General features: G+C 39.7%; 14 protein-coding genes. 1 reads left to right on the top strand and 13 read right to left on the bottom strand.

The window, feature by feature from the left end:
- Positions 1-54 precede the first annotated feature (54 nt).
- The 3 genes from K4Z77_RS06825 to K4Z77_RS06815 all read right to left on the bottom strand — a co-directional run bounded on the left by K4Z77_RS06825 (position 55) and on the right by K4Z77_RS06815 (position 3,910).
- Positions 55-984 carry a peptidase U32 family protein gene (locus K4Z77_RS06825; protein WP_064275869.1) on the bottom strand — a complete coding sequence of 310 codons (930 nt, stop codon included), beginning with the start codon at positions 982-984 and terminating at the stop codon, positions 55-57.
- Positions 985-1,545: 561 nt separating this feature from the next.
- Complete coding sequence (locus tag K4Z77_RS06820) at positions 1,546-3,180, bottom strand: hypothetical protein (protein WP_224218859.1); 1,635 nt, start codon at positions 3,178-3,180, stop codon at positions 1,546-1,548.
- On the bottom strand, positions 3,161-3,910 hold the full coding sequence (locus tag K4Z77_RS06815; RefSeq protein ID WP_049539254.1) for an ABC transporter ATP-binding protein: 750 nt from the start codon (positions 3,908-3,910) through the stop codon (positions 3,161-3,163). Before K4Z77_RS06815 ends, K4Z77_RS06820 begins: the two co-directional genes overlap by 20 nt.
- Positions 3,911-4,087: 177 nt before the next feature.
- Between K4Z77_RS06815 and K4Z77_RS06810 the strand changes: the two genes are divergently transcribed.
- A complete protein-coding gene (locus K4Z77_RS06810; RefSeq protein WP_224218858.1) occupies positions 4,088-5,542 on the top strand; it encodes an alpha-amylase in 1,455 nt (484 codons plus the stop codon).
- Positions 5,543-5,783: 241 nt separating this feature from the next.
- Here K4Z77_RS06810 and alaS read toward each other — a convergent pair whose 3' ends face one another.
- The 10 genes from alaS to K4Z77_RS06760 form a co-directional block, all read right to left on the bottom strand.
- Positions 5,784-8,402, bottom strand: a complete 2,619-nt coding sequence (alaS, locus tag K4Z77_RS06805; RefSeq protein ID WP_224218857.1) for an alanine--tRNA ligase — start codon at positions 8,400-8,402, stop codon at positions 5,784-5,786.
- Positions 8,403-8,423: 21 nt separating this feature from the next.
- On the bottom strand, positions 8,424-8,909 hold the full coding sequence (locus K4Z77_RS06800; protein WP_049522288.1) for an LURP-one-related/scramblase family protein: 486 nt from the start codon (positions 8,907-8,909) through the stop codon (positions 8,424-8,426).
- Positions 8,910-9,168: 259 nt separating this feature from the next.
- Positions 9,169-9,549 (bottom strand): hypothetical protein, encoded by a 381-nt coding sequence (locus K4Z77_RS06795; RefSeq protein ID WP_000661257.1) that lies wholly within the window; start codon positions 9,547-9,549, stop codon positions 9,169-9,171.
- An 85-nt stretch (positions 9,550-9,634) separates the two neighbouring features.
- On the bottom strand, positions 9,635-10,789 hold the full coding sequence (locus K4Z77_RS06790) for a GIY-YIG nuclease family protein (protein WP_224218856.1): 1,155 nt from the start codon (positions 10,787-10,789) through the stop codon (positions 9,635-9,637).
- Complete coding sequence (locus K4Z77_RS06785) at positions 10,782-12,713, bottom strand: DEAD/DEAH box helicase (protein ID WP_224218855.1); 1,932 nt, start codon at positions 12,711-12,713, stop codon at positions 10,782-10,784. Before K4Z77_RS06785 ends, K4Z77_RS06790 begins: the two co-directional genes overlap by 8 nt.
- A complete protein-coding gene (locus tag K4Z77_RS06780; RefSeq protein WP_224218854.1) occupies positions 12,710-15,484 on the bottom strand; it encodes a class I SAM-dependent DNA methyltransferase in 2,775 nt (924 codons plus the stop codon). Before K4Z77_RS06780 ends, K4Z77_RS06785 begins: the two co-directional genes overlap by 4 nt.
- A gap of 256 nt (positions 15,485-15,740) precedes the next feature.
- Complete coding sequence (locus K4Z77_RS06775; protein ID WP_173306723.1) at positions 15,741-16,811, bottom strand: extracellular solute-binding protein; 1,071 nt, start codon at positions 16,809-16,811, stop codon at positions 15,741-15,743.
- Positions 16,808-17,581 carry an ABC transporter permease gene (locus K4Z77_RS06770; protein ID WP_000712740.1) on the bottom strand — a complete coding sequence of 258 codons (774 nt, stop codon included), beginning with the start codon at positions 17,579-17,581 and terminating at the stop codon, positions 16,808-16,810. The genes K4Z77_RS06775 and K4Z77_RS06770 overlap by 4 nt, the downstream gene beginning before the upstream one ends.
- A complete protein-coding gene (locus K4Z77_RS06765; protein ID WP_224218853.1) occupies positions 17,578-18,384 on the bottom strand; it encodes an ABC transporter permease in 807 nt (268 codons plus the stop codon). The genes K4Z77_RS06770 and K4Z77_RS06765 overlap by 4 nt, the downstream gene beginning before the upstream one ends.
- On the bottom strand, positions 18,365-19,522 hold the full coding sequence (locus K4Z77_RS06760; protein WP_000742900.1) for an ABC transporter ATP-binding protein: 1,158 nt from the start codon (positions 19,520-19,522) through the stop codon (positions 18,365-18,367). The genes K4Z77_RS06765 and K4Z77_RS06760 overlap by 20 nt, the downstream gene beginning before the upstream one ends.
- Positions 19,523-19,680 lie beyond the last annotated feature (158 nt).

Raw genomic sequence — 19,680 nt, 5'->3', positions numbered from 1 at the left:
AAAAATTGAGAGAAGAAATGTTTGTATCTTCCTTCTCTCAACTATACATTTACTTTATTTAACCATATCAGGATCGTAATCATAAAATCCTGTATCAAGGAAACGGTTTTTAGGGTGTAACTTGCGTACTTCCTCATCCAGCAAGAAGGCTTGGTCATGGCTAAAGTTGCCCTCTTGGATCAAGCTACGGGCTTGGATAAAGAGTTTTGCAATCTCAACAAAGTTTTGACCTGGAGTATAAAGTCCTTCTAATTTCCAATGGGTAAAACCATGCTCCACCAATTCTGTCAATTTGGTCATCAAATCAAGGTCATTGTTGGCAAAGATGTGGGTCCCATGATTGTCTTCAAAGATAGAGTAATGGCTCTCAGGATCACTTGGCTCAGCCAAGAAAAGGTCACGCTTACGGGTCTTTTCATCATCGATATGCGTAAAGTTATAGTAGTTTTGCAAGAGCGGACGTTTGGAATGGTGAATAACACTAGCACCATACACCAAAACTTCAGCAGGAATTTCCAAAATCTCTGGCATTTTGAAGAGTTCAGCAGATGGAATTTCACGCGCCAAAACAGCCTCAGATGCGCCAGCCTTTTGTCCCCAGAAGTTAATCTGACGACTGCTAGTTACCATAGTCGAAGCATCGTAGATGGTCTTAAAGGAATAACCATCGCGATTGACCACATAAAAGACACCTGCATCCCCAATTGTAATGTAATCTGTCTTGATTTCTTCCAAGAAGTCTAGGAAAGGCTTGATACGGTCCATCATATCTTGGTGCATGAGGGCATTGACTGCAACGATCAATTCCTTACCAGCATCATGGACCAACTTAGCGATTTCACGCAATTGGTCATAACTAAAGGTTGTTGGCAGACGAAGGCCAAAATCTTTCTCACCGACATAGATACGATCTACGCCAGCTTCGAGCAGTTGTTCAACTTGTTCAATACTTTCAGCAGTTGCTGTAATGATAATCTTTTCCATAAGAAAAATTATACCACATTTCTATCAAATCAGCCAAGACTTATCAGAGTTTTACAAATAGGAATTATTTCAGTAACTTCCACTTGACTCACCAAAGTGGAAATTAGTCTAATACTCTTCAAACCACGTCAGCTTTATCTGCAACCTCAAAGCGGTGCTTTGAGCAACCTGAGGCTAGCTTCCTAGTTTGCTCTTTGTTTTTCATTGAGTATAAAACGGATTTTTACAAGAATAACTAGATGAAAGGCAAACCCAAAAGCATGAGAGAGCTTGCCAGTAACAATGATTTTGTATGCTATCCATAAATAGCAAACATCTCAAGCTCCATTAATCTTCAAAACATCATAGATAAAATCTAGTCCCCCAATTTAAGCAATTGATGCTGTAGGATTTATACATTGTTATAAATTTCTAGTCGTTTTGTTCTTATGATAAGAAAAATGGCATAGAAAAACGAGTATATCCAACTATGGAAATGCTCGTTTTTTTGCTAGTTAGAAGTGATTTTTTGATCAGTCTCATTTCTTTTTATAAAATTTATCAAGCAAGCGACCAACTATCTCATCTTTTTTCTATTTCTGCCAATATGCGTGACAGGTAGTAATGATAGCCAAAAATAGCAAGAGCAAGCAAGAGGATAGGAGCTCCTACTCCCAAGCTGATGGCAAGGACAGGGAAGAGAGACTTAACTAAGAACAAGCTACCAATGACTAAAATCATTAATATAACACTATAAACCAAGATCAAAACAATTGCTACTATACGATTTGAACGGTTCACCAAGTCCGTAATGCTACTCCAATTGGTTGACAGATTTTTTACGTCCTTAAAGTAATGGTGGCAAGAAAGGATGATACTAGCAAGGATCCATGCCACAAGAAGGTAAATCATCGAAAGGATGGGCAATCCTAGATATAGAGAAAGGCCAAGTAAAGTCAGAACTGGTAAAAAGGACTGGACAGCAAATATAATCCAAAATTTCACTTTCACATAACGAGCAAAGTCAAAGGGTAAACTCTTAAGAAAATCAACATTTTCCCTCTCCAAGGAAAAGGCAATTGAAGGCAGGCTGGTAATATTGTTATTGACAACTGCTATAAAGAGAGCTATAAAAAACAAGGGTAACCAGTATGTAGGATGAATATCTGGAACTATCTGAGAATCTCGGATTTTGGAAATCAGACCAATCATCATGAGATAAGGAAGGAAAGCACTTGTAAAAAGCACTGTAATCACGCCAGTTCCCTGTCCCAAGAGGGTGAGGTGGTAGCGTAAAACCATACGGAAAAAGCCCTTTTTAGTAGTTGAAATCCTCTCCTTACTGCGACGTTCTTTCTTGACCTTCTCCTCACTGTTAAGCAGAATCACGTCATAAAAATGAGGAAAAACCTTCTTTTTGGTCAGGTAAAGCAAGAAAACAGTTAAAGCTATCCAAGCGAGCAGACCCAGGATGGCTTCTGTTGAAAAAGGCTCCACTGCTATTTTGTAAAAGAGATGAAGAGGATAAAGGAGAAATGGAATGTCTCTAACTTTGTCAACAATACTTCCAAAAGTCGACTGTAGAAAGAGGACAAATATTAAAGGTATGAGAACTCCTATCCCAATCATCACATTCGAAAAAATAGACTGATACTTTCTGAAGACCGTAGTCTGAGCCAAGAAATGTACTGCCACTACCATCACTAAAGTAACAGAGACAAATAATAGGGCCAAGGACAGCAGCATCAAAGGCAAGCCCAGCCACAGAGAAGGAGCTAGCCTAATATAGAGGACTAGAAAATAAGCTAGGATTGGTACAATTCCAGTTAGAGCTGGCAAAAGGACAGACAGTCCTTTTGCAATTATAATCTCTGATTCTTTAAAGGCATAGGGCCTATACGATGCCAAGTCCTTACTCTCATAAAAGACATTGTAAAATGCAGTGAAAGAAGTTGAAAAGGCAAGCACCAGTAAAATAGCAACCATGCTACTAAAAAAACTTGGTATTTCCTCAAAAGGAAAACGAAAGGCTATATTTATAAACATGAAAAGCATCAAGAGACTGGAAAAAATGTAAGAACTTAGGACTCTAGCGGAAACATTTACTTTTTTTCCAGGATTTTTAGCTTGCTTCTTTCGTAGGTTAGCCAGATTAGCTTCTTGAGATGAATAGAGGATATTGATATCAACTAATTTTTTAATGACCTTGAGACGCATCTGAAACCTCCTCTTTTCTACCAGCAAGGCTAAGGTAGATACTTTCCAAAGACTGATCTGGATGGTCTTTCCTCAAGTCCTCCACGCTACCACAATAAATCAAATGCCCCTTTTTCAAAATAGCAATCCGATCACAAACTTGCTCGGCTACCTCTAAGACATGGGTTGAAAACAAGACTGTCTTGCCTTTTTGTGCATGTTCCTTCATCATCTGTTTCAAATCAAAAGCAGCCTGGGGATCCAAACCAGTCAAGGGTTCGTCCAAGACCCAAATATCAGGATCAGACAAGAGTGCTCCGATGACAAAGACTTTCTGACGCATTCCGTGAGAAAGGGTTTCAATGACCTGATAGCGATTTTCAGCAAAATCAAAAACGTTCAATAGCCTAGCTAAACTAGCTTCCAAGTCAGAGCTGCTCAAATCATAGGATGAAGCAAGCAATTCCCAAAATTCATTGGCCGTTAAGCGTAAAAATAAGTCAGGCGAGTCTGCTACATAACCAATCTTTCGTTTAATAGCCAAGCGATTTTCCGATAAATCCTGACCATCTACTAAAATACGACCACTGCTGGGAGAAATGATACTGACTAAAGATTTTATAGTGGTCGATTTTCCAGCCCCATTATGGCCAATCAAGCCCATAATCTCCCCATTTTCAATCTGCAAATTGAGATTGCTCAAGGCCTCTTTATCACCATACAACTTACTAACATTTTGAAATTCAATCATGAGAAATCTCCTCTCTTTATCTATGTAATTCACTATTATTATAGCGCTTTCATTTTAAAAATCAACATTTTATATAAAATAGTCAAAAACTTATTATTCAGTATTACGCAAACGTTTGCGTCAAGAAATAGTTTATGATAGAATAAAGAACAAGACTGACAAGTAAGAGGAAACATCATGCAAAATCAAACACTCATGCAATACTTTGAATGGTATCTGCCCCACGACGGTCAACATTGGACGCGTCTGGCTGAAGATGCTCAACACCTAGCTGATCTGGGAATTAGTCACGTCTGGATGCCACCAGCCTTCAAGGCCACAAACGAAAAAGATGTAGGCTATGGGGTCTATGACCTATTTGACCTTGGTGAGTTTAACCAAAAAGGAACTGTCCGCACCAAGTATGGTTTTAAAGAAGACTATCTTCAAGCCATTCAAGCCCTAAAAGCACAAGGAATTCAACCTATGGCCGATGTGGTGCTCAATCACAAAGCTGCTGCTGATCACATGGAAGCCTTTCAGGTTATTGAAGTGGATCCTGTAGACCGTACAGTGGAACTTGGAGAACCCTTCACCATCAATGGTTGGACTAGTTTTACCTTCGATGGTCGCCAAGATACCTACAATGACTTCCACTGGCACTGGTACCACTTCACCGGTACAGACTATGATGCCAAACGCCGTAAATCTGGGATTTATCTCATTCAAGGAGACAACAAGGGCTGGGCCAACGAGGAATTGGTCGATAACGAAAACGGTAACTACGACTACCTCATGTATGCCGACCTAGACTTTAAGCATCCTGAAGTTATCAAAAACATCTATGACTGGGCTGACTGGTTCATGGAAACGACTGGTATTGCTGGTTTCCGCTTGGATGCCGTCAAACACATTGACTCTTTCTTTATGCGCAATTTTATCCGCGATATGAAGGAAAAATACGGTGACGATTTCTATGTTTTTGGTGAATTTTGGAATCCCGATAAGGAAGCCAATCTAGACTATCTTGAAAAAACGGAAGAACGCTTTGACCTTGTCGATGTTCGTCTCCACCAGAATCTCTTTGATGCTAGCCGAGCTGGTTCCAACTACGACCTTCGTGGCATTTTCACAGATAGCTTGGTTGAACTCAAGCCCGACAAGGCTGTAACCTTTGTCGACAACCATGATACCCAACGAGGACAAGCCCTTGAGTCGACTGTTAAAGAATGGTTCAAACCAGCAGCCTATGCCCTTATTCTATTACGCCAAAATGGACTGCCATGTATCTTTTACGGAGACTACTATGGGATTTCAGGGCAGTATGCTCAACAAGATTTCAAAGAAGTCCTTGACCGCCTCCTAGCCATCCGAAAAGATTTGGCCTATGGAGAACAAACAGACTACTTTGACCATGCTAACTGTATCGGTTGGGTACGTTCAGGTGCTGAAAATCAAGCCCCAATCGCAGTCTTGATTTCAAATGACCAAGAAAACAGCAAGTCAATGTTTATCGGCCAAGAGTGGGCTAACCAAACCTTTGTAGATTTACTTGAAAACCACCAAGGTCAAGTTACAATCGATGAGGAAGGTTATGGACAATTTCCAGTCTCAGCTGCTTCGGTAAGTGTCTGGGCAGCCAATACTATTTAATAGTTCATAATATTCAAGCCAGGTCCAATCGGATTTGGCTTTTTTGCATTTACAAAAAGACCTACCCAAATGGATAGATCTTTATACTCAATGAAAATCAAAGAGCAAACTAGGAAGCTAGCCGCAGGTTGCTCAAAGCACTGCTTTGAGGTTGTAGATAAGACTGACGAAGTCAGTCTCATATAAAATCCAAGGTGAAGCTGACGAGGTTTGAATTTGATTTTCGAAGAGTATTGCTTGATTACAATTTATCTGCTACCGCATCCAACAATTCTTGGATTTTAGCTTGGTTGCTTCCTCCTGCCATGGCCATGTCTGGTTTACCACCACCACGTCCATCGACGATTGGTGCTAATTCTTTGACAAGGTTTCCTGCATGAAGGTCTTTTGTCTTGCTTGCTACAAGAACATTGACTTTGTCACCGATAGCAGCAACTAGGACAAGAAGATCAGAGTAGTCTTTTTGTTTCCAGTTATCCGCAAAAGTACGAAGGGCACCAGCGTCAGATACAGATACTTGGCTAGCAATGTAACGGTGACCATTGACTTCCTTAACGTCCTTGAAGATATCGCCTGCGGCTGCAGCTGCGGCCTTTTCTTTCAACTCAGCATTTTCTTTTTGAAGTTGACGAAGTTGTTCTTGAAGTCCTTCTACCTTGTGAGGTACTTCCTTAACTTGAGGTGCTTTCAAGGTTGCTGCGACTGCTTTAAGAGCATCTTCTTGTTCACGATAGGCTTCAAAGGCTTCCTTACCAGTCACTGCCAAGATACGGCGAGTTCCTGATCCAATCCCTTCTTCTTTGACAATCTTGAAGAGACCAATTTCAGAAGTGTTGCCAACGTGGGTACCACCACAAAGCTCGATAGAGTAGTCACCGATTGTAACAACACGGACTTCCTTGCCGTATTTCTCACCAAAGAGGGCCATCGCTCCCATTTCCTTGGCAGTGTCAATATCTGTTTCAACTGTCTTAACTTCAAGAGCTTCCCAGATTTTCTCGTTGACTTGCTGTTCAATCGCACGCAATTCTTCAGCAGTTACCGCTTGGAAATGAGTAAAGTCAAAGCGAAGGAATTCAACTTCATTCAGAGATCCTGCTTGTGTCGCATGATTTCCAAGGATATTGTGAAGGGCAGCGTGAAGCAAGTGAGTCGCAGTGTGGTTTTTCATGACACGGTGACGACGATTAGTATCAATTGCCAAGGTATATTCTTGGTTCAAGGCAAGCGGTGCAAGGACTTCAACAGTGTGAAGAGCTTGTCCGTTTGGTGCTTTTTGAACATTGGTCACAGTAGCCACAACATTACCTGACTCGTCCAAGATTTGTCCGTGGTCAGCCACCTGTCCACCCATCTCAGCGTAGAATGGCGTTTCCGCAAAGATAAGTGACGCAGTTCCTTCAGATACAGCTTCTACTTCTGCATTGTCAGCCACGATAGCTACCAATTTAGAAGACAATTGTGATGCTTCATAGTTAAAGCGACTTTCCACTGTGATGTTTTGGAGGGTTTCATTTTGCATACCCATTGAGCCACCCTTGACAGCTGAGGCACGCGCGCGCTCTTGCTGTTCTTTCATGGCTGCTTCAAAACCTTCACGGTCGACAGTCATCCCAGCTTCTTCAGCGATTTCTTCAGTCAATTCAACTGGGAATCCATAAGTATCATAAAGTTTGAATACATCAGAACCAGCAATGACAGATTGACCTTTTTCTTTCAAGTCAGCTACGATACCTTGGGCAAAGTGTTGACCTGAGTGAAGGGTACGTGCAAATGACTCTTCTTCGCTCTTAACGATTTTCTCGATAAAGTCACGTTTTTCAAGAACTTCTGGGTAGTAGCTTTCCATGATTTTTCCAACAGTTGGAACAAGTTTGTAAAGGAAAGGCTCATTGATACCCAATTTTTGACCATGCATAGAGGCACGGCGGAGAAGACGACGAAGGACGTAACCACGACCCTCATTTCCTGGAAGGGCACCATCACCGATGGCAAATGAAAGAGAACGGATGTGGTCTGCGATAACTTTAAAGCTCATGTTGTCGCCATCTTGGTCATAAACCTTACCAGACAATTTCTCCACTTCACGAATGATTGGCATGAAGAGGTCTGTTTCAAAGTTAGTCTTAGCCCCTTGGATAACCGCCACCAAACGCTCCAAACCAGCGCCCGTATCAATGTTCTTGTGTGGCAGTTCCTTGTATTCGCTACGAGGAACAGCAGGGTCTGCGTTAAATTGTGACAAAACGATGTTCCAGATTTCAATATAACGGTCGTTTTCAATATCTTCTGCAAGCAGGCGAAGACCGATATTTTCTGGGTCAAAAGCCTCTCCACGGTCAAAGAAAATTTCTGTATCTGGTCCAGAAGGTCCCGCACCGATTTCCCAGAAGTTGTCCTCGATTGGAATCAAGTGACTTGGGTCCACTCCTACCTCAATCCAGCGGTTATAAGAATCTTTATCATCTGGATAGTAGGTCATGTATAGTTTTTCAGCAGGAAAATCAAACCATTCAGGGCTTGTCAAAAGCTCATAAGCCCAAGTGATCGCTTCGTCACGGAAGTAATCCCCGATAGAGAAGTTCCCCAACATTTCAAACATAGTATGGTGACGTGCAGTCTTCCCTACGTTTTCAATATCGTTGGTACGAATAGCCTTTTGGGCATTGGTAATACGTGGATTTTCAGGGATAATAGTCCCGTCAAAGTATTTCTTAAGGGTTGCTACCCCAGAGTTGATCCACAAAAGAGTTGGGTCATTTACAGGAACCAAGCTCACTGATGGTTCTACAGAGTGACCTTTGGTCGCCCAGAAGTCAAGCCACATTTGGCGTACTTGTGCACTAGATAGTTGTTTCATATTGTCTCCTTATTTACTTGTTTAATGTGATTGGCTTTCCAGCATTTCCACATAGTCAATCGCGACACAGAGGGAAATGACTAGGTCTGCATAAGCGTCCTCCAGAACCGTTACGGTATAGGTAGAGGTCAAATGGAAGAGTTCTTTCTTGATTTCCGCAATCAGCTGATCGCGATCATCCAGCAATTTGAAATTCAAATCCCAGATATTGCCCTCGATACGAAGACCTAGATTATCAAACTCATACTTATCTCGCCAGAAGGTCAACTTCTTACGAATGACAAAACTCGAGCCATCCCGAAGCTGAATCTCAAAACGAGGAAGCAAGGTCAAGATTTCTTTACTGATCTGACTGACCTGTTCACCATTAGCATCATAGATGGTAAAGGTTTTAGGAATCTTAAAAAATGATCCCTCCACCTGATAGGCGATTTCTCCCCTGTCATCCTTGATAGCGAAGCGTTCGCCTCCAAGACGAAACTTTTGTTTGACAAGAAATGTTTTCATCAACACCTCCAAAAAATCAAAAGACAAGCCCATATCACGAAGGGCGAAAAACCGCGGTACCACCTTCATTCAATGAACTTGTCATTCTCTTATTCTTATGCAATTGTATGATTGAGTAGCATGACTTCCTAGCTTAGATGGCTCGCAGCACCGCCACTTCTCTGGACTAAGACAAGTGAAAATCAATTCTCAACTTTCTTATTATAACGTTTTTTTAAGCTTGCGTCAACTGGAAATGATTCTAACCAATAGTAGTGAGTTAGGAGAGAAGATATTTTGAAAATTCACCTACTAGTTTTGAAATGTAAGTAGTAATATTTAATTTATTTCTAATACTTTTCCCTATTCTCATATATTGCCACTCAGAATAACCAACCTCAAGGATTTCTGGGACTTTTGTGAGTCCGTTATACACTACAATAAAATGCCCTTTATCATTCCAAAACTTGCCTAAAATTTCTGCATCTTCTTCTTTTGCTTTTAACTTGCTTTCTTGCAGATCTAAGCTTTCTGTTTGTACTGTTTTAATCTCTTCCTTGCTTCCTTGAGTTCCTAAAATATATCCCACAAAGTTTACCCAAAATAAGATAAAAAGCATAAATACGATTGTAGCATATTTCAAGAATTTCAACTCTTTCATTTTTCTATTATTCCTTTTAGTTTAATCAGTCTAAAATATTTTGTGTTCTCTAAATATTAAATAGTCTTCTAAATAGTGTCTTTCTTTATCTAAATCTAATTTCAAAGCCAATTTTTTCAATCACTTTTTGGATCTCATCTAGCGATACTAGAAACCATTCTTTAGGGACAAAGCTCTCTCCATTTGGTGATATTAATTCCACATCTAACTGCTTGTCTGCAAAATAATGATGAAGAGTCGTTTCTAATTTTCGAGCGCTGAAATTCTGAACCTCAAAACTAGCTACTAAACGGACAGGAGCATAAAGATAGGTTCCTTCTCTTTCTGCATTTGCTAACCGTTTTTCAATTTGATCCTGTGTAAAACCGATTTTATAGAGATTACGGATGTTAGCAATTTGAGGATTGCTACTCAAGGATTTCACTACATAGATATATCCAGTTGTAATTCGTTCGCTTGGACTAATACCAGTCATCACATCTTCTATCAATTCGGTTACCATTCGTCCATGTCGCGTTCTATCGTGTAAATTTGAGACAAAAGAACGGAGTAAGGCCTTCTTGTTTTCTGTACCATTTTCATACACGAGATGAAGTTCAGCATTAGTATAGCCATTCTTGTCAGTGAAGTCTTCTCCTTTAGAAACAACATAAACCATTACTCCATTATCCACATAGAACATACCAGGTTTAATTTCTTTTTCTTTTATCACATCAGACTTTCTGACTTGACGACGACCTTCACTAATTTCATCATGAACACGAGTAAATAATCCTTGATAATCTTCAAAATTGCCCATCCGTTTACGTGTTCGTGTTTTATCACGCGCTTGAATCGTTCGTTTATAACGTGAGATATCAAATAACGATTTTTCAGCACTATTCACTGACTCAAACAATTCATCTGATAAAATATCTGTTAAACTAGCAGGACTTGAAATAGGAGTCTCAGACTCAACTACATCTATTTTTAATAGCCCAAATTCATCATAAGGTTCTAATTTTCGGATGCTATCAGGAGATTTTCTAATACCATTTAATCGAGAAAATAAACTGCGTTCTTTAATATTTCTAGACTTTTGTGGCTCTTGTCCATTATTTACTCTCACCCAGTCTATAATTTCTAAAAATTTCTCTACTTCATGATCTGTAACTATTTTTTTCTTAGGTTTTAAAGGAGCTATTAAATGTTCGAAATCAGAATCATTAAAAATGTCAGTTAAATTTTTGAAATCAATCATTACCATTCTCCATCTTCAACTTCATCTGAGACAATTGTAACAAAGCATAAGCCAGTCTCTGTTCGTACGTATCGTTACTTGATTTATCTGGATGACGACCATTTTCTTTCAAAAATTGCTTAATTTGAGGATAAAGAATCAACAGTTCTTCTTCAGAAAACTCCATCTTCTGACCATCCATATAATCTTGTATTAGACGCAAAGTCGGAGCATCAATTTCACGTGATATAACTTCGTAAGCTCTCTGGAAAGGATTAATCTGATCAATCAAATCAATGGATAACTCATCAATATTCACAAATTTATCTGCCATTTTTAGGAAATCTGTTTGCCCTACTCCCTCTTTCCGTTCAGCTGATTGAACGACCGATTGACTAATAAACTGTTGACGAACTTCTTCAACTTCAGCACCACTTAAGTCAGGATAGATTTGTTTAATAATTGCTGGAATCATCTGCTTATTAATGACTTCTGCATCTGTTCCTGCAGCAATCGCAGTTTGGATACGCGGTTCTTGCAAGATACTAGCACGTAAATCATTCATATCATTTTCTATGATATCTTTTGTTCTTTGAGTGCTCGGCTCTTTTAAACCTTTCACAAACATTTCGGCACCAGAAGATTTCTGGTCATCTCGGTCTTTACGTTTGAATTTGAAATTTGGTGCTAAAACAGACTCCATCAAGAGACTAGCTGTAATAGCCTTCATAACATTATTCACAGCAAAGAAGACTTCATCATCTTGAGCATCAGGTTGGGAAATGAGATTGGTAAATTGAGCATGTGACTTATTGGAACTATCGCGTGTTACTCGACCTATAATCTGAACAATTTCTGTTAGCGACTGACGATAACCAATCGTTAAAGCATACTCAGCATACGGCCAGTCAAAACCTTCTTTAGCCATACCAAGTGCGATAATGATATCGAGATCATCCAAACTAGTCATCTTGTTTAGGTAATCCTGCACTTTTTCACGACCTTCCTCTGTGACAAGGTCAGCAACCTTCAATACACGACCTGTCTCCTCAGTAACCAACCATAATCCAGTCTTAGAATCTGGAACAGCTTGCCCCAGTTCGTCTAAAATTCGGTCAACTTCATCATACTTATCCTTTGTTGACTCACCTGAGTTTACATTGGGAATATGAATAATAGTTTTCTTGCTTGTGTCCAGCACCTCATGCAAAGCATCCGTGTAACGACCACGATAAAAGTTATAACCCATTGCAAAACTTTTCAGATATTGGTATCCCTCCAACTGTTCATAATAAGTATAGGATACCTTATCAAATTTTTGCTCATCTTCAGGTGCCAAAATAGGTACAGAATCTCCACGGAAATAAGACCCTGTCATTGCCACTACATGGGCTGTTGAATTGGCTAATATGTTTCTCAAGGCATTTCCTAAAACTGAATTATCATCTTGAGATACATGATGAAATTCATCGATAGCTAAAAGAACGTCATTAAAATCACTATCAGCTAGCTGTTCAAAGGCAAAACGCAAGGTGGCATGCGTACAGATTAGAACTCTATCGTCAGGTGACTCTGAATTCATAAAGTCTACAAACTGTTTTACCTTACTTTTGCTGGTTCCTTGTTCAGTCAAATTGTTTTTGGGAAGAACTTCCCAATCCCAGTAAAAACCATATTCTGTCAATTTTGTTGAACGAAACGATTTTCCGATAGACCTTTCTGGAACAGCTATAATAGCTTTTTTCAGCCCCTGAGCATGTAGTTTATCAAGAGCAATAAACATCAGAGCTCTCGACTTACCAGAGGCAGGAGGCGCCTTAATCAATAAGTGTTGAGAAGTTCTCTTAGCATATACGCGCGCCTGCATTTCACGCATACCAAGTGCATTATTTGATTGACTAGCACCTGTACCATTGTAATTGATTTCAAATATATTTGAGGTCATTTCGCTTCCTTTTCTGTCATCTCTTTGTACAGATTCAATAAGATACTGAGTCGTTCTTCATCTGATTCAAAAGGCTTTTGCTGGTAGGCACGTTCTACGATACCATCAATTTTTTCATGTTCTTGACGAAGACGTTCGTTCATCGGTTTATTGGAACCACCGTATAATTCAGCCAAGGTTCCACCTTCTTCTTCTCGAACATCTAGCATTTCAAAAACAGCTTCTTCAAGCATATTTTTCCGACTATCTGAAAGTTCTGGAAATGGGAATGTATTATAGACCAGTCCAGCTGAATAACGCAAACGTGTCTCTAATTTTCCTCCAATAGATTCTAACCAAACCATATGCATTTTGGATTCTAGGATACCAAGAAGCCAAATAGGAGCATTGTAAACAATACTTACAGCATAAGTGGCAATTGTACCTTTCTCCATGTAAGCGACTGGTATATAATCTCTACTTTCAGAAGATACTACAGGCATAACAATTGCATCTTCTTCACGATATTTATCTTGACCAAAACGCCACGGTTTATTAGCTACTGAATTTGAACTCTTACCTTTTGTATTCTCACGAAAATATTTCACTTTTTCAATACGACTCTTTATTTCAGGTATTTTCATAGCAAAATCTACTTCTTCATCATTAATCCAAATAGCAAATGAATACGTTCCATTCATGATATCAGTAGCATTAATTAGTTTTTTAAATAATTTCTCCGATTCTGGATATTTAGAAACAAACTTATTCTTTTCTTCAATAGTTAAAATAAGATTATCTTCACCAAATTCAGCACTTCCTTTTGTTATATTCTTTGGTAAACGACTTAATGGCTCTCTTCTTTTGTTTACTATAAAATTTGGTCCTTCTTTTAAATAGACATTTATATTATCTACTGCCTTTACTTCATCAAGTTTAAATAATTTTTTCTTTTCATTATTTATTCTTGAAATACCAACAATTGCAACAGTAACTCCAGCTTTATTTTTAGCACTATTTGACCAAGAAAACGATGGGTAAGCAAAACTAATTTCAAGACTATTTAAAATATTATTCAAGAAAAATGAGGCTTGTTCACCTTGAAAAATAGAATTTGTAGACACAAAGGCTAAATTAGTCAAATTATTTCTTCCTAATATGAATCTACTTCCTTTAACAAACCATCCTAAAATATAATCAATTTTTTTAGCACTAATTGGGAAAATAGCATTCTTTAAATCTTCTTTTTGAACCTTCGTTTGAGGACTTCTTCCCCCAGCCCCTATATACGGCGGATTCCCAAATATATAAACTTCGTCATCTTCCTTAGCATTCAACACAGTTTCCCAGTCAATTCTTAGAGCATTCCCACAGACGATATTTCCAGCTTCTCTTAAAGGTAATAGTCTTGGATGGACATCAGCAAGAGCTTCTTCCATTTCCACATTCATCTGGTGTTCTGCTATATACAAGGATAGTCTTGCTACTTCATGAGCGAAATCATCCAATTCAATTCCTGAAAACTGGGATAGAGAAATCTTAGATGCAGCAGCAATCAATTCTCCTTGATAAACAGCTTTTTCATTCAAGGAGTCACGAATTTCACGCTGTTTGACTAAGATATTAATTTCTAAACGACGAAGTTCTTTATAGGTAATGATGAGGAAATTTCCAGAACCACAAGCAGGGTCTAAAAACTTGATAGTGGCCATACGAGTGAGTAAATCTTCTAACTTAGGTAAGATTTGTCGTAATTCCTTGCGACGATGTTCCTCGCTAAAGTCACCACCTCCTATATAGTAATCAGCTCGTTCTTCTAATTCCATAAATCTTGCTCGTAGATTATCTAAAAACAGTGGTTTGATGACCTTCCTAATATTGGGCACGCTAGTATAGTGCATACCCGATGTTGATCTTGCTTCTGCATTTGCCACCGTTTGGATCATAGAGCCCAAAATATCTGGATTGATTTCATTCCAGTTTAACAATTCCCCTGCTTCAATGAGTAATTGACGAGTTCTTTTATTGAAAATAAGGTCATGATGTGGCTCTGAAAAAAGCTTACCATTTACATAGGGAAAATCTGATAACCACGACTCCAAATCCTGACGACTAAGTTCAGGCATATCTAAAACTGTAAATAGTTTTCTAACACACTCATTCAAGTCAGAACCATCTTCAGATGTCCTCAGCTTAATAACATTTGTGAAAGCTCCCTTGGAGATGATATTTGTATCTTCTGCAAATAGTAGAAAAAGAACACGAATCAAAAATAGATTAAATGATTTACCATCAATTTCAGTGATTGCTAGTTCAGGATTGATAGAAATTAGTTCGTCATAAAGTTTGGTGAAACGCTCTGCCGCTTTTACATCAGCAGGATTTTCCTTATCATAATCAATCTTTTCAATACCATTCCAAGGTAAGAAGAAATCACAATGGGCTGGTAAATCATTAAAAGAAATTGCTAGAGTCAGTCCTGTCTGTGTATCCTTTGCATATAATTCTTGAAAATCTGTTGTAATAATAAATCGAGATTTACGTACCTGACCATCCAACTCTTTATCAATCTCAGTCAGAGCAAGTAATGGCTGATTTTCAACTTTACGAAAATACAATCTGTTTTTTATTATAAAATCATCAGATGCCACTTTACTTGCTCTTGTTATGGTCGTTTTAGTAATGTCAAACAATGAAACAAAATCAATAATGAATGTCGATTTATTAATATTCTCTACTAAAACCTTGGTTCTATCCTCAATCTCAGTGATATTTAATAACTTTTTAGCCATTAGATACCTCCAAGAAACGCAAAAAGCCTACTGGATTTTCAGTAGGTTTCAATCTATATTTTTTGCATTTTTTTATTAGGTTATATATATATATGCATTTGCGTAATCTGACTCATTTTGAACTCCTTTGGAATTAAATTTTCAGAGATGCTATAAACAATACTAATAACTCTCACCCTAAAACTATTATACCATGATTTCTATTTTTTCTAAAAAACGAACCAGCTTGACTGATTCGTTTCGTAACTGCTAACTTCTACTTCCGATACATTTTAAACTGTAGGAAGAGATCGCTATATTTGCCTGTCCATTTATGGTCAAATTTCTCATAAACTTCTAAGTGTTTCATGGTTTCAGCATCAGGATAGAAGGCCTTGTCTTCTTTTTTCTCCTCTGGGAGTAGTTCCTTAGCTGGTAGGTTTGGTGTTGAATAGCCCACATACTCCGCATTTTTAAGAGCATTTTCAGGTTTCAACATAAAGTTGATAAAGGCATAGGCTGCATCTTGGTTTTTGACTGTTTTGGGAATGACCATATTGTCAAACCAAAGATTGCTGGCCTCGGTCGGAACCACATAGCGGAGGTTTTCATTTTTCTCCAGCATTTGGCTGGCTTCACCAGAGAAGGTCACACCGATAGCAGCGTTGTTCTGAATCATGTAGCCCTTCATCTCGTCTGCAACAATGGCCTTGATATTTGGAGTCAACTTGTAGAGCTTGTCTACTGTCTCTTCCAACTGCTGGGAATCCTTGGAGTTGAGGCTGTAGCCCAATGAGTTAAGCCCTAGCCCCAATACCTCACGTGCCCCATCAAAAAGCATGATAGAGTTCTTATACTCTGGTTTCCAGAGGTCATCCCAATGCTCAGGCGCTTCATCTACCATGGTTTCATTGTAGACAATTCCTAAGGTACCCCAGAAGTAAGGAATAGAGAATTTATTACCTGGGTCAAAGGACTGGTTGAGGAACTCTGGCCCGATATTTTCAAGACCTTCAAGTTTTGAATAGTCAAGCGGTACCAAGAGGTCTTCGTCCTTCATCTTGTTGATCATGTATTCACTAGGGATGGCTATGTCGTAGGTCGTTCCACCCTGCTTGATCTTGGTATACATGGCTTCGTTAGAATCAAAGGTCTCATACTGGACTTGGATGCCTGTTTCTTCTGTAAATTGCTCCAAGAGTTCTGGATCGATATAGTCTCCCCAGTTGTAGATGACCAGTTTTTGACTATCTCGGCTATTGATTTTACTATCTAGATGAGTCGCAATCCCCCACAAGACCAGGATAATAGCTGCAATTCCTGCTAAAAATGAATAGAGTTTTTTCATGCTTGCTCCTCCTTCTCACGTGAGATAAAGTAATATCCAACAACTAGGATAATACTAAAGAGAAAGACAAGGGCAGACAGGGCATTGATTTCTAGCGAAATCCCCTTACGAGCACGAGAGTAGATCTCGACTGAAAGGGTTGAAAAGCCATTTCCAGTCACAAAGAAGGTCACGGCAAAGTCATCTAGCGAATAGGTGAAGGCCATGAAATAACCTGCAATGATAGACGGAGTCAGATAAGGAAGCATGATTTCCTTGAACATCTGAAATTGACTGGCACCAAGGTCATAGGCCGCATGAATCATATCTCCGTTCATCTCCTTGAGTCGAGGCAAGACCATCAAGACTACGATAGGAATGGAGAAGGCCACGTGACTAGATAGAACGGTCAAAAAGCCAAGTGAAAACTTGAGTTGGGTAAAGAGAATCAAGAAGCTGGCACCAATCATAACGTCAGGTGCAACCATGAGGATATTATTGAGTGAAAGAAAGGCTTCTTGGTATTTCTTACGAGACTGATAGATGTAAATGGCACCAAAAGTCCCGATAATGGTCGCTATCAAGGCTGACAGAAAGGCCAAGAAAAAGGTCTGGGTCACAATTAACATAAGGCGACCATCACCAAACATGGTTTTAAAATGGCTCAAGCTAAAGCCTGTAAAGCTATTCATGTCGTTGCCTGCATTAAAGGCATAGCCAATCAAGTAAAAAATGGGCAGGTAGAGGACAAGAAAGACCAGTCCTAGATAAAGGTTGGCAAATTTTTTCATCGTTCTCTCCTTTCCTTGGTCACCCACATGGTGATGAACATGGTCAGAATGAGAATCACACCGATGGTTGAACCCATACCGTAGTTGTCATTGGTCAGGAAGTTCTGTTCAATAGCCGTTCCCAGCGTAATAACACGGTTACCACCAATCAAACGGGTCAGCATGAAGAGACTCAAACTTGGGATAAAGACGGATTGAACCCCACTTCGCACACCATTCATCGATAGAGGAAAGATGACATGTCGGAAAGTCTCCCACTTGGTCGCACCGAGGTCATAGCTGGCATTGATGAGATTGTTATCCATATCGTCCAAGACATTAAAAATCGGCAAAATCATAAAGGGAAGCTCGATGTAGCTTGCGACAAAGATAAAGGAGAAATCGGTAAAGAGCAACTGCTGTGAACCGATTCCGATAAATTCCAAGAATTGGTTAATAGAGCCATTCTGACCAAAAATCCCAATAAAGGCATATGCTTTAAGGAGCAAATTGATCCAAGTTGGCAGGATAATCAGCATGAGCCAGAGTTGACGGTGCTTGAGACGGGTCAAAAAGAGGGCTGTTGGATAGCTGATAAGCAGGGTCACAAAGGTCACAATTCCTGCATAGAGTACAGAGTTGAAACTCATTTTTAGGTAAGTCAAGTTTTGTGACGCAAAGTAGGACTTATAATTTTCTAAACTGAATCGACCTTCAATGTTGAAAAAGGATTGACCGAAAATCAAGACCAAGGGTGCAAGGACAAAGAGGGCAATCCAAAGCATGTAGGGCACTACAAAGAGTTTAGAGCTTGTTTTCTTCATCTCTTTCCTCCTCGATTGCATTGATCAGACCTGCTTCTTGCTCTTCGATTTCCACGTATTCTTCGATACGGGCATCGAACTCTTCTTCGGTTTCGTTGAGACGCATGATATGGATGTCTTCTGGCTCAAAGTCCAGACCGATTTCCTCACCCACGATGGCCTTACGAGTCGAGTGGATCATCCATTCATTTCCAAGTTCGTCATAGGCGATAATTTCATAGTGCACCCCACGGAAGAGCTGGGTATCGACCTTAACTTGGAGCTTGCCTTCTTCAGGAAGGGTAATCCGCAAATCCTCTGGACGAATCACGACCTCAACTGGTTCATTTGGCTTCATTCCCCCATCGACCGCTTCGAAGCGTTTGCCGTTAAACTCAACCAAGTAGTCCTCAATCATGGTTCCTGGCAAGATATTTGACTCACCGATAAAGGTGGCAACAAAGTGGTTGATTGGCTCGTCATAGATGTCCACAGGTGTTCCAGACTGAACAATCTCGCCATCATTCATAACGAAAATCCAGTCACTCATGGCCAGCGCTTCTTCCTGATCGTGAGTGACAAAGACAAAGGTAATACCCAATCGTTGTTGTAGTTCACGCAGTTCATACTGCATGTCTGTTCTTAATTTCAAGTCCAACGCTGACAAAGGCTCGTCCAACAAAACCACACGGGGTTGGTTGATGATGGCACGGGCAATAGCCACACGCTGACGTTGTCCTCCAGAGAGTTTACGGATAGAACGTTTTTCGTAACCTTCCAACTGAACCATCTTGAGAACTTCCGCTACGCGTTGCTCGATTTCTTTCTTGTCAATCTTGCGCAAGCGGAGCGGAAAGGCAACATTTTCAAACACATTCATATGTGGAAACAAGGCATAGGATTGAAAAACAGTGTGGACATCTCGCTTGTTGGTCGGGATGTCATTGATACGGACACCGTCCAGCAAAATATCTCCCGTCGTCGCATCCAGTAAACCTGCAATAATGTTTAAGATGGTTGATTTTCCTGAACCAGACGCGCCTAGAAGAGTATAAAATTTCCCCTCTTCCAACTCAAAGTTGATGTCTTTGAGAACCTTGGTGTTGCTGTCTTCAAAAACTTTAGAGACGTTTTTGAATTCAATAATTGGTTTTTTCAATTGTCATTTATTCCTTCTTTTTCATAGATTAACAGATCAGGGCTCTGTCAGGCCACTACTACCTCTTGTAAGAGATTGAACTGCCTACATTCTTCTGCACTGACGATAGGCTTTCATCCCCTTTCCATGACATAGCAGCAGCTTTTTAACTAAAACTT

The organism is Streptococcus mitis subsp. hohhotensis, assembly GCF_020089495.2.
Classification (GTDB): Bacteria; Bacillota; Bacilli; order Lactobacillales; family Streptococcaceae; genus Streptococcus; species Streptococcus hohhotensis.
Note: the sequence above shows the minus strand (reverse complement) of the source record. Positions and strands in the feature narration are given on the sequence as shown.

Excerpts from the sequence above, each read along its gene's own strand:
- K4Z77_RS06765 (WP_224218853.1), bottom strand. The coding sequence starts at position 18,384 with ATGAAGAAAACAAGCTCTAAACTCTTTGTAGTGCCCTACATGCTTTGG.
- K4Z77_RS06775 (WP_173306723.1), bottom strand. The coding sequence starts at position 16,811 with ATGAAAAAACTCTATTCATTTTTAGCAGGAATTGCAGCTATTATCCTG.
- K4Z77_RS06820 (WP_224218859.1), bottom strand. The coding sequence starts at position 3,180 with ATGCGTCTCAAGGTCATTAAAAAATTAGTTGATATCAATATCCTCTAT.
- K4Z77_RS06795 (WP_000661257.1), bottom strand. The coding sequence starts at position 9,549 with ATGAAAGAGTTGAAATTCTTGAAATATGCTACAATCGTATTTATGCTT.
- K4Z77_RS06790 (WP_224218856.1), bottom strand. The coding sequence starts at position 10,789 with ATGATTGATTTCAAAAATTTAACTGACATTTTTAATGATTCTGATTTC.
- K4Z77_RS06815 (WP_049539254.1), bottom strand. The coding sequence starts at position 3,910 with ATGATTGAATTTCAAAATGTTAGTAAGTTGTATGGTGATAAAGAGGCC.
- K4Z77_RS06800 (WP_049522288.1), bottom strand. The coding sequence starts at position 8,909 with ATGAAAACATTTCTTGTCAAACAAAAGTTTCGTCTTGGAGGCGAACGC.
- K4Z77_RS06780 (WP_224218854.1), bottom strand. The coding sequence starts at position 15,484 with ATGGCTAAAAAGTTATTAAATATCACTGAGATTGAGGATAGAACCAAG.
- K4Z77_RS06825 (WP_064275869.1), bottom strand. The coding sequence starts at position 984 with ATGGAAAAGATTATCATTACAGCAACTGCTGAAAGTATTGAACAAGTT.
- K4Z77_RS06785 (WP_224218855.1), bottom strand. The coding sequence starts at position 12,713 with ATGACCTCAAATATATTTGAAATCAATTACAATGGTACAGGTGCTAGT.
- K4Z77_RS06810 (WP_224218858.1), top strand. The coding sequence starts at position 4,088 with ATGCAAAATCAAACACTCATGCAATACTTTGAATGGTATCTGCCCCAC.
- alaS (WP_224218857.1), bottom strand. The coding sequence starts at position 8,402 with ATGAAACAACTATCTAGTGCACAAGTACGCCAAATGTGGCTTGACTTC.
- K4Z77_RS06770 (WP_000712740.1), bottom strand. The coding sequence starts at position 17,581 with ATGAAAAAATTTGCCAACCTTTATCTAGGACTGGTCTTTCTTGTCCTC.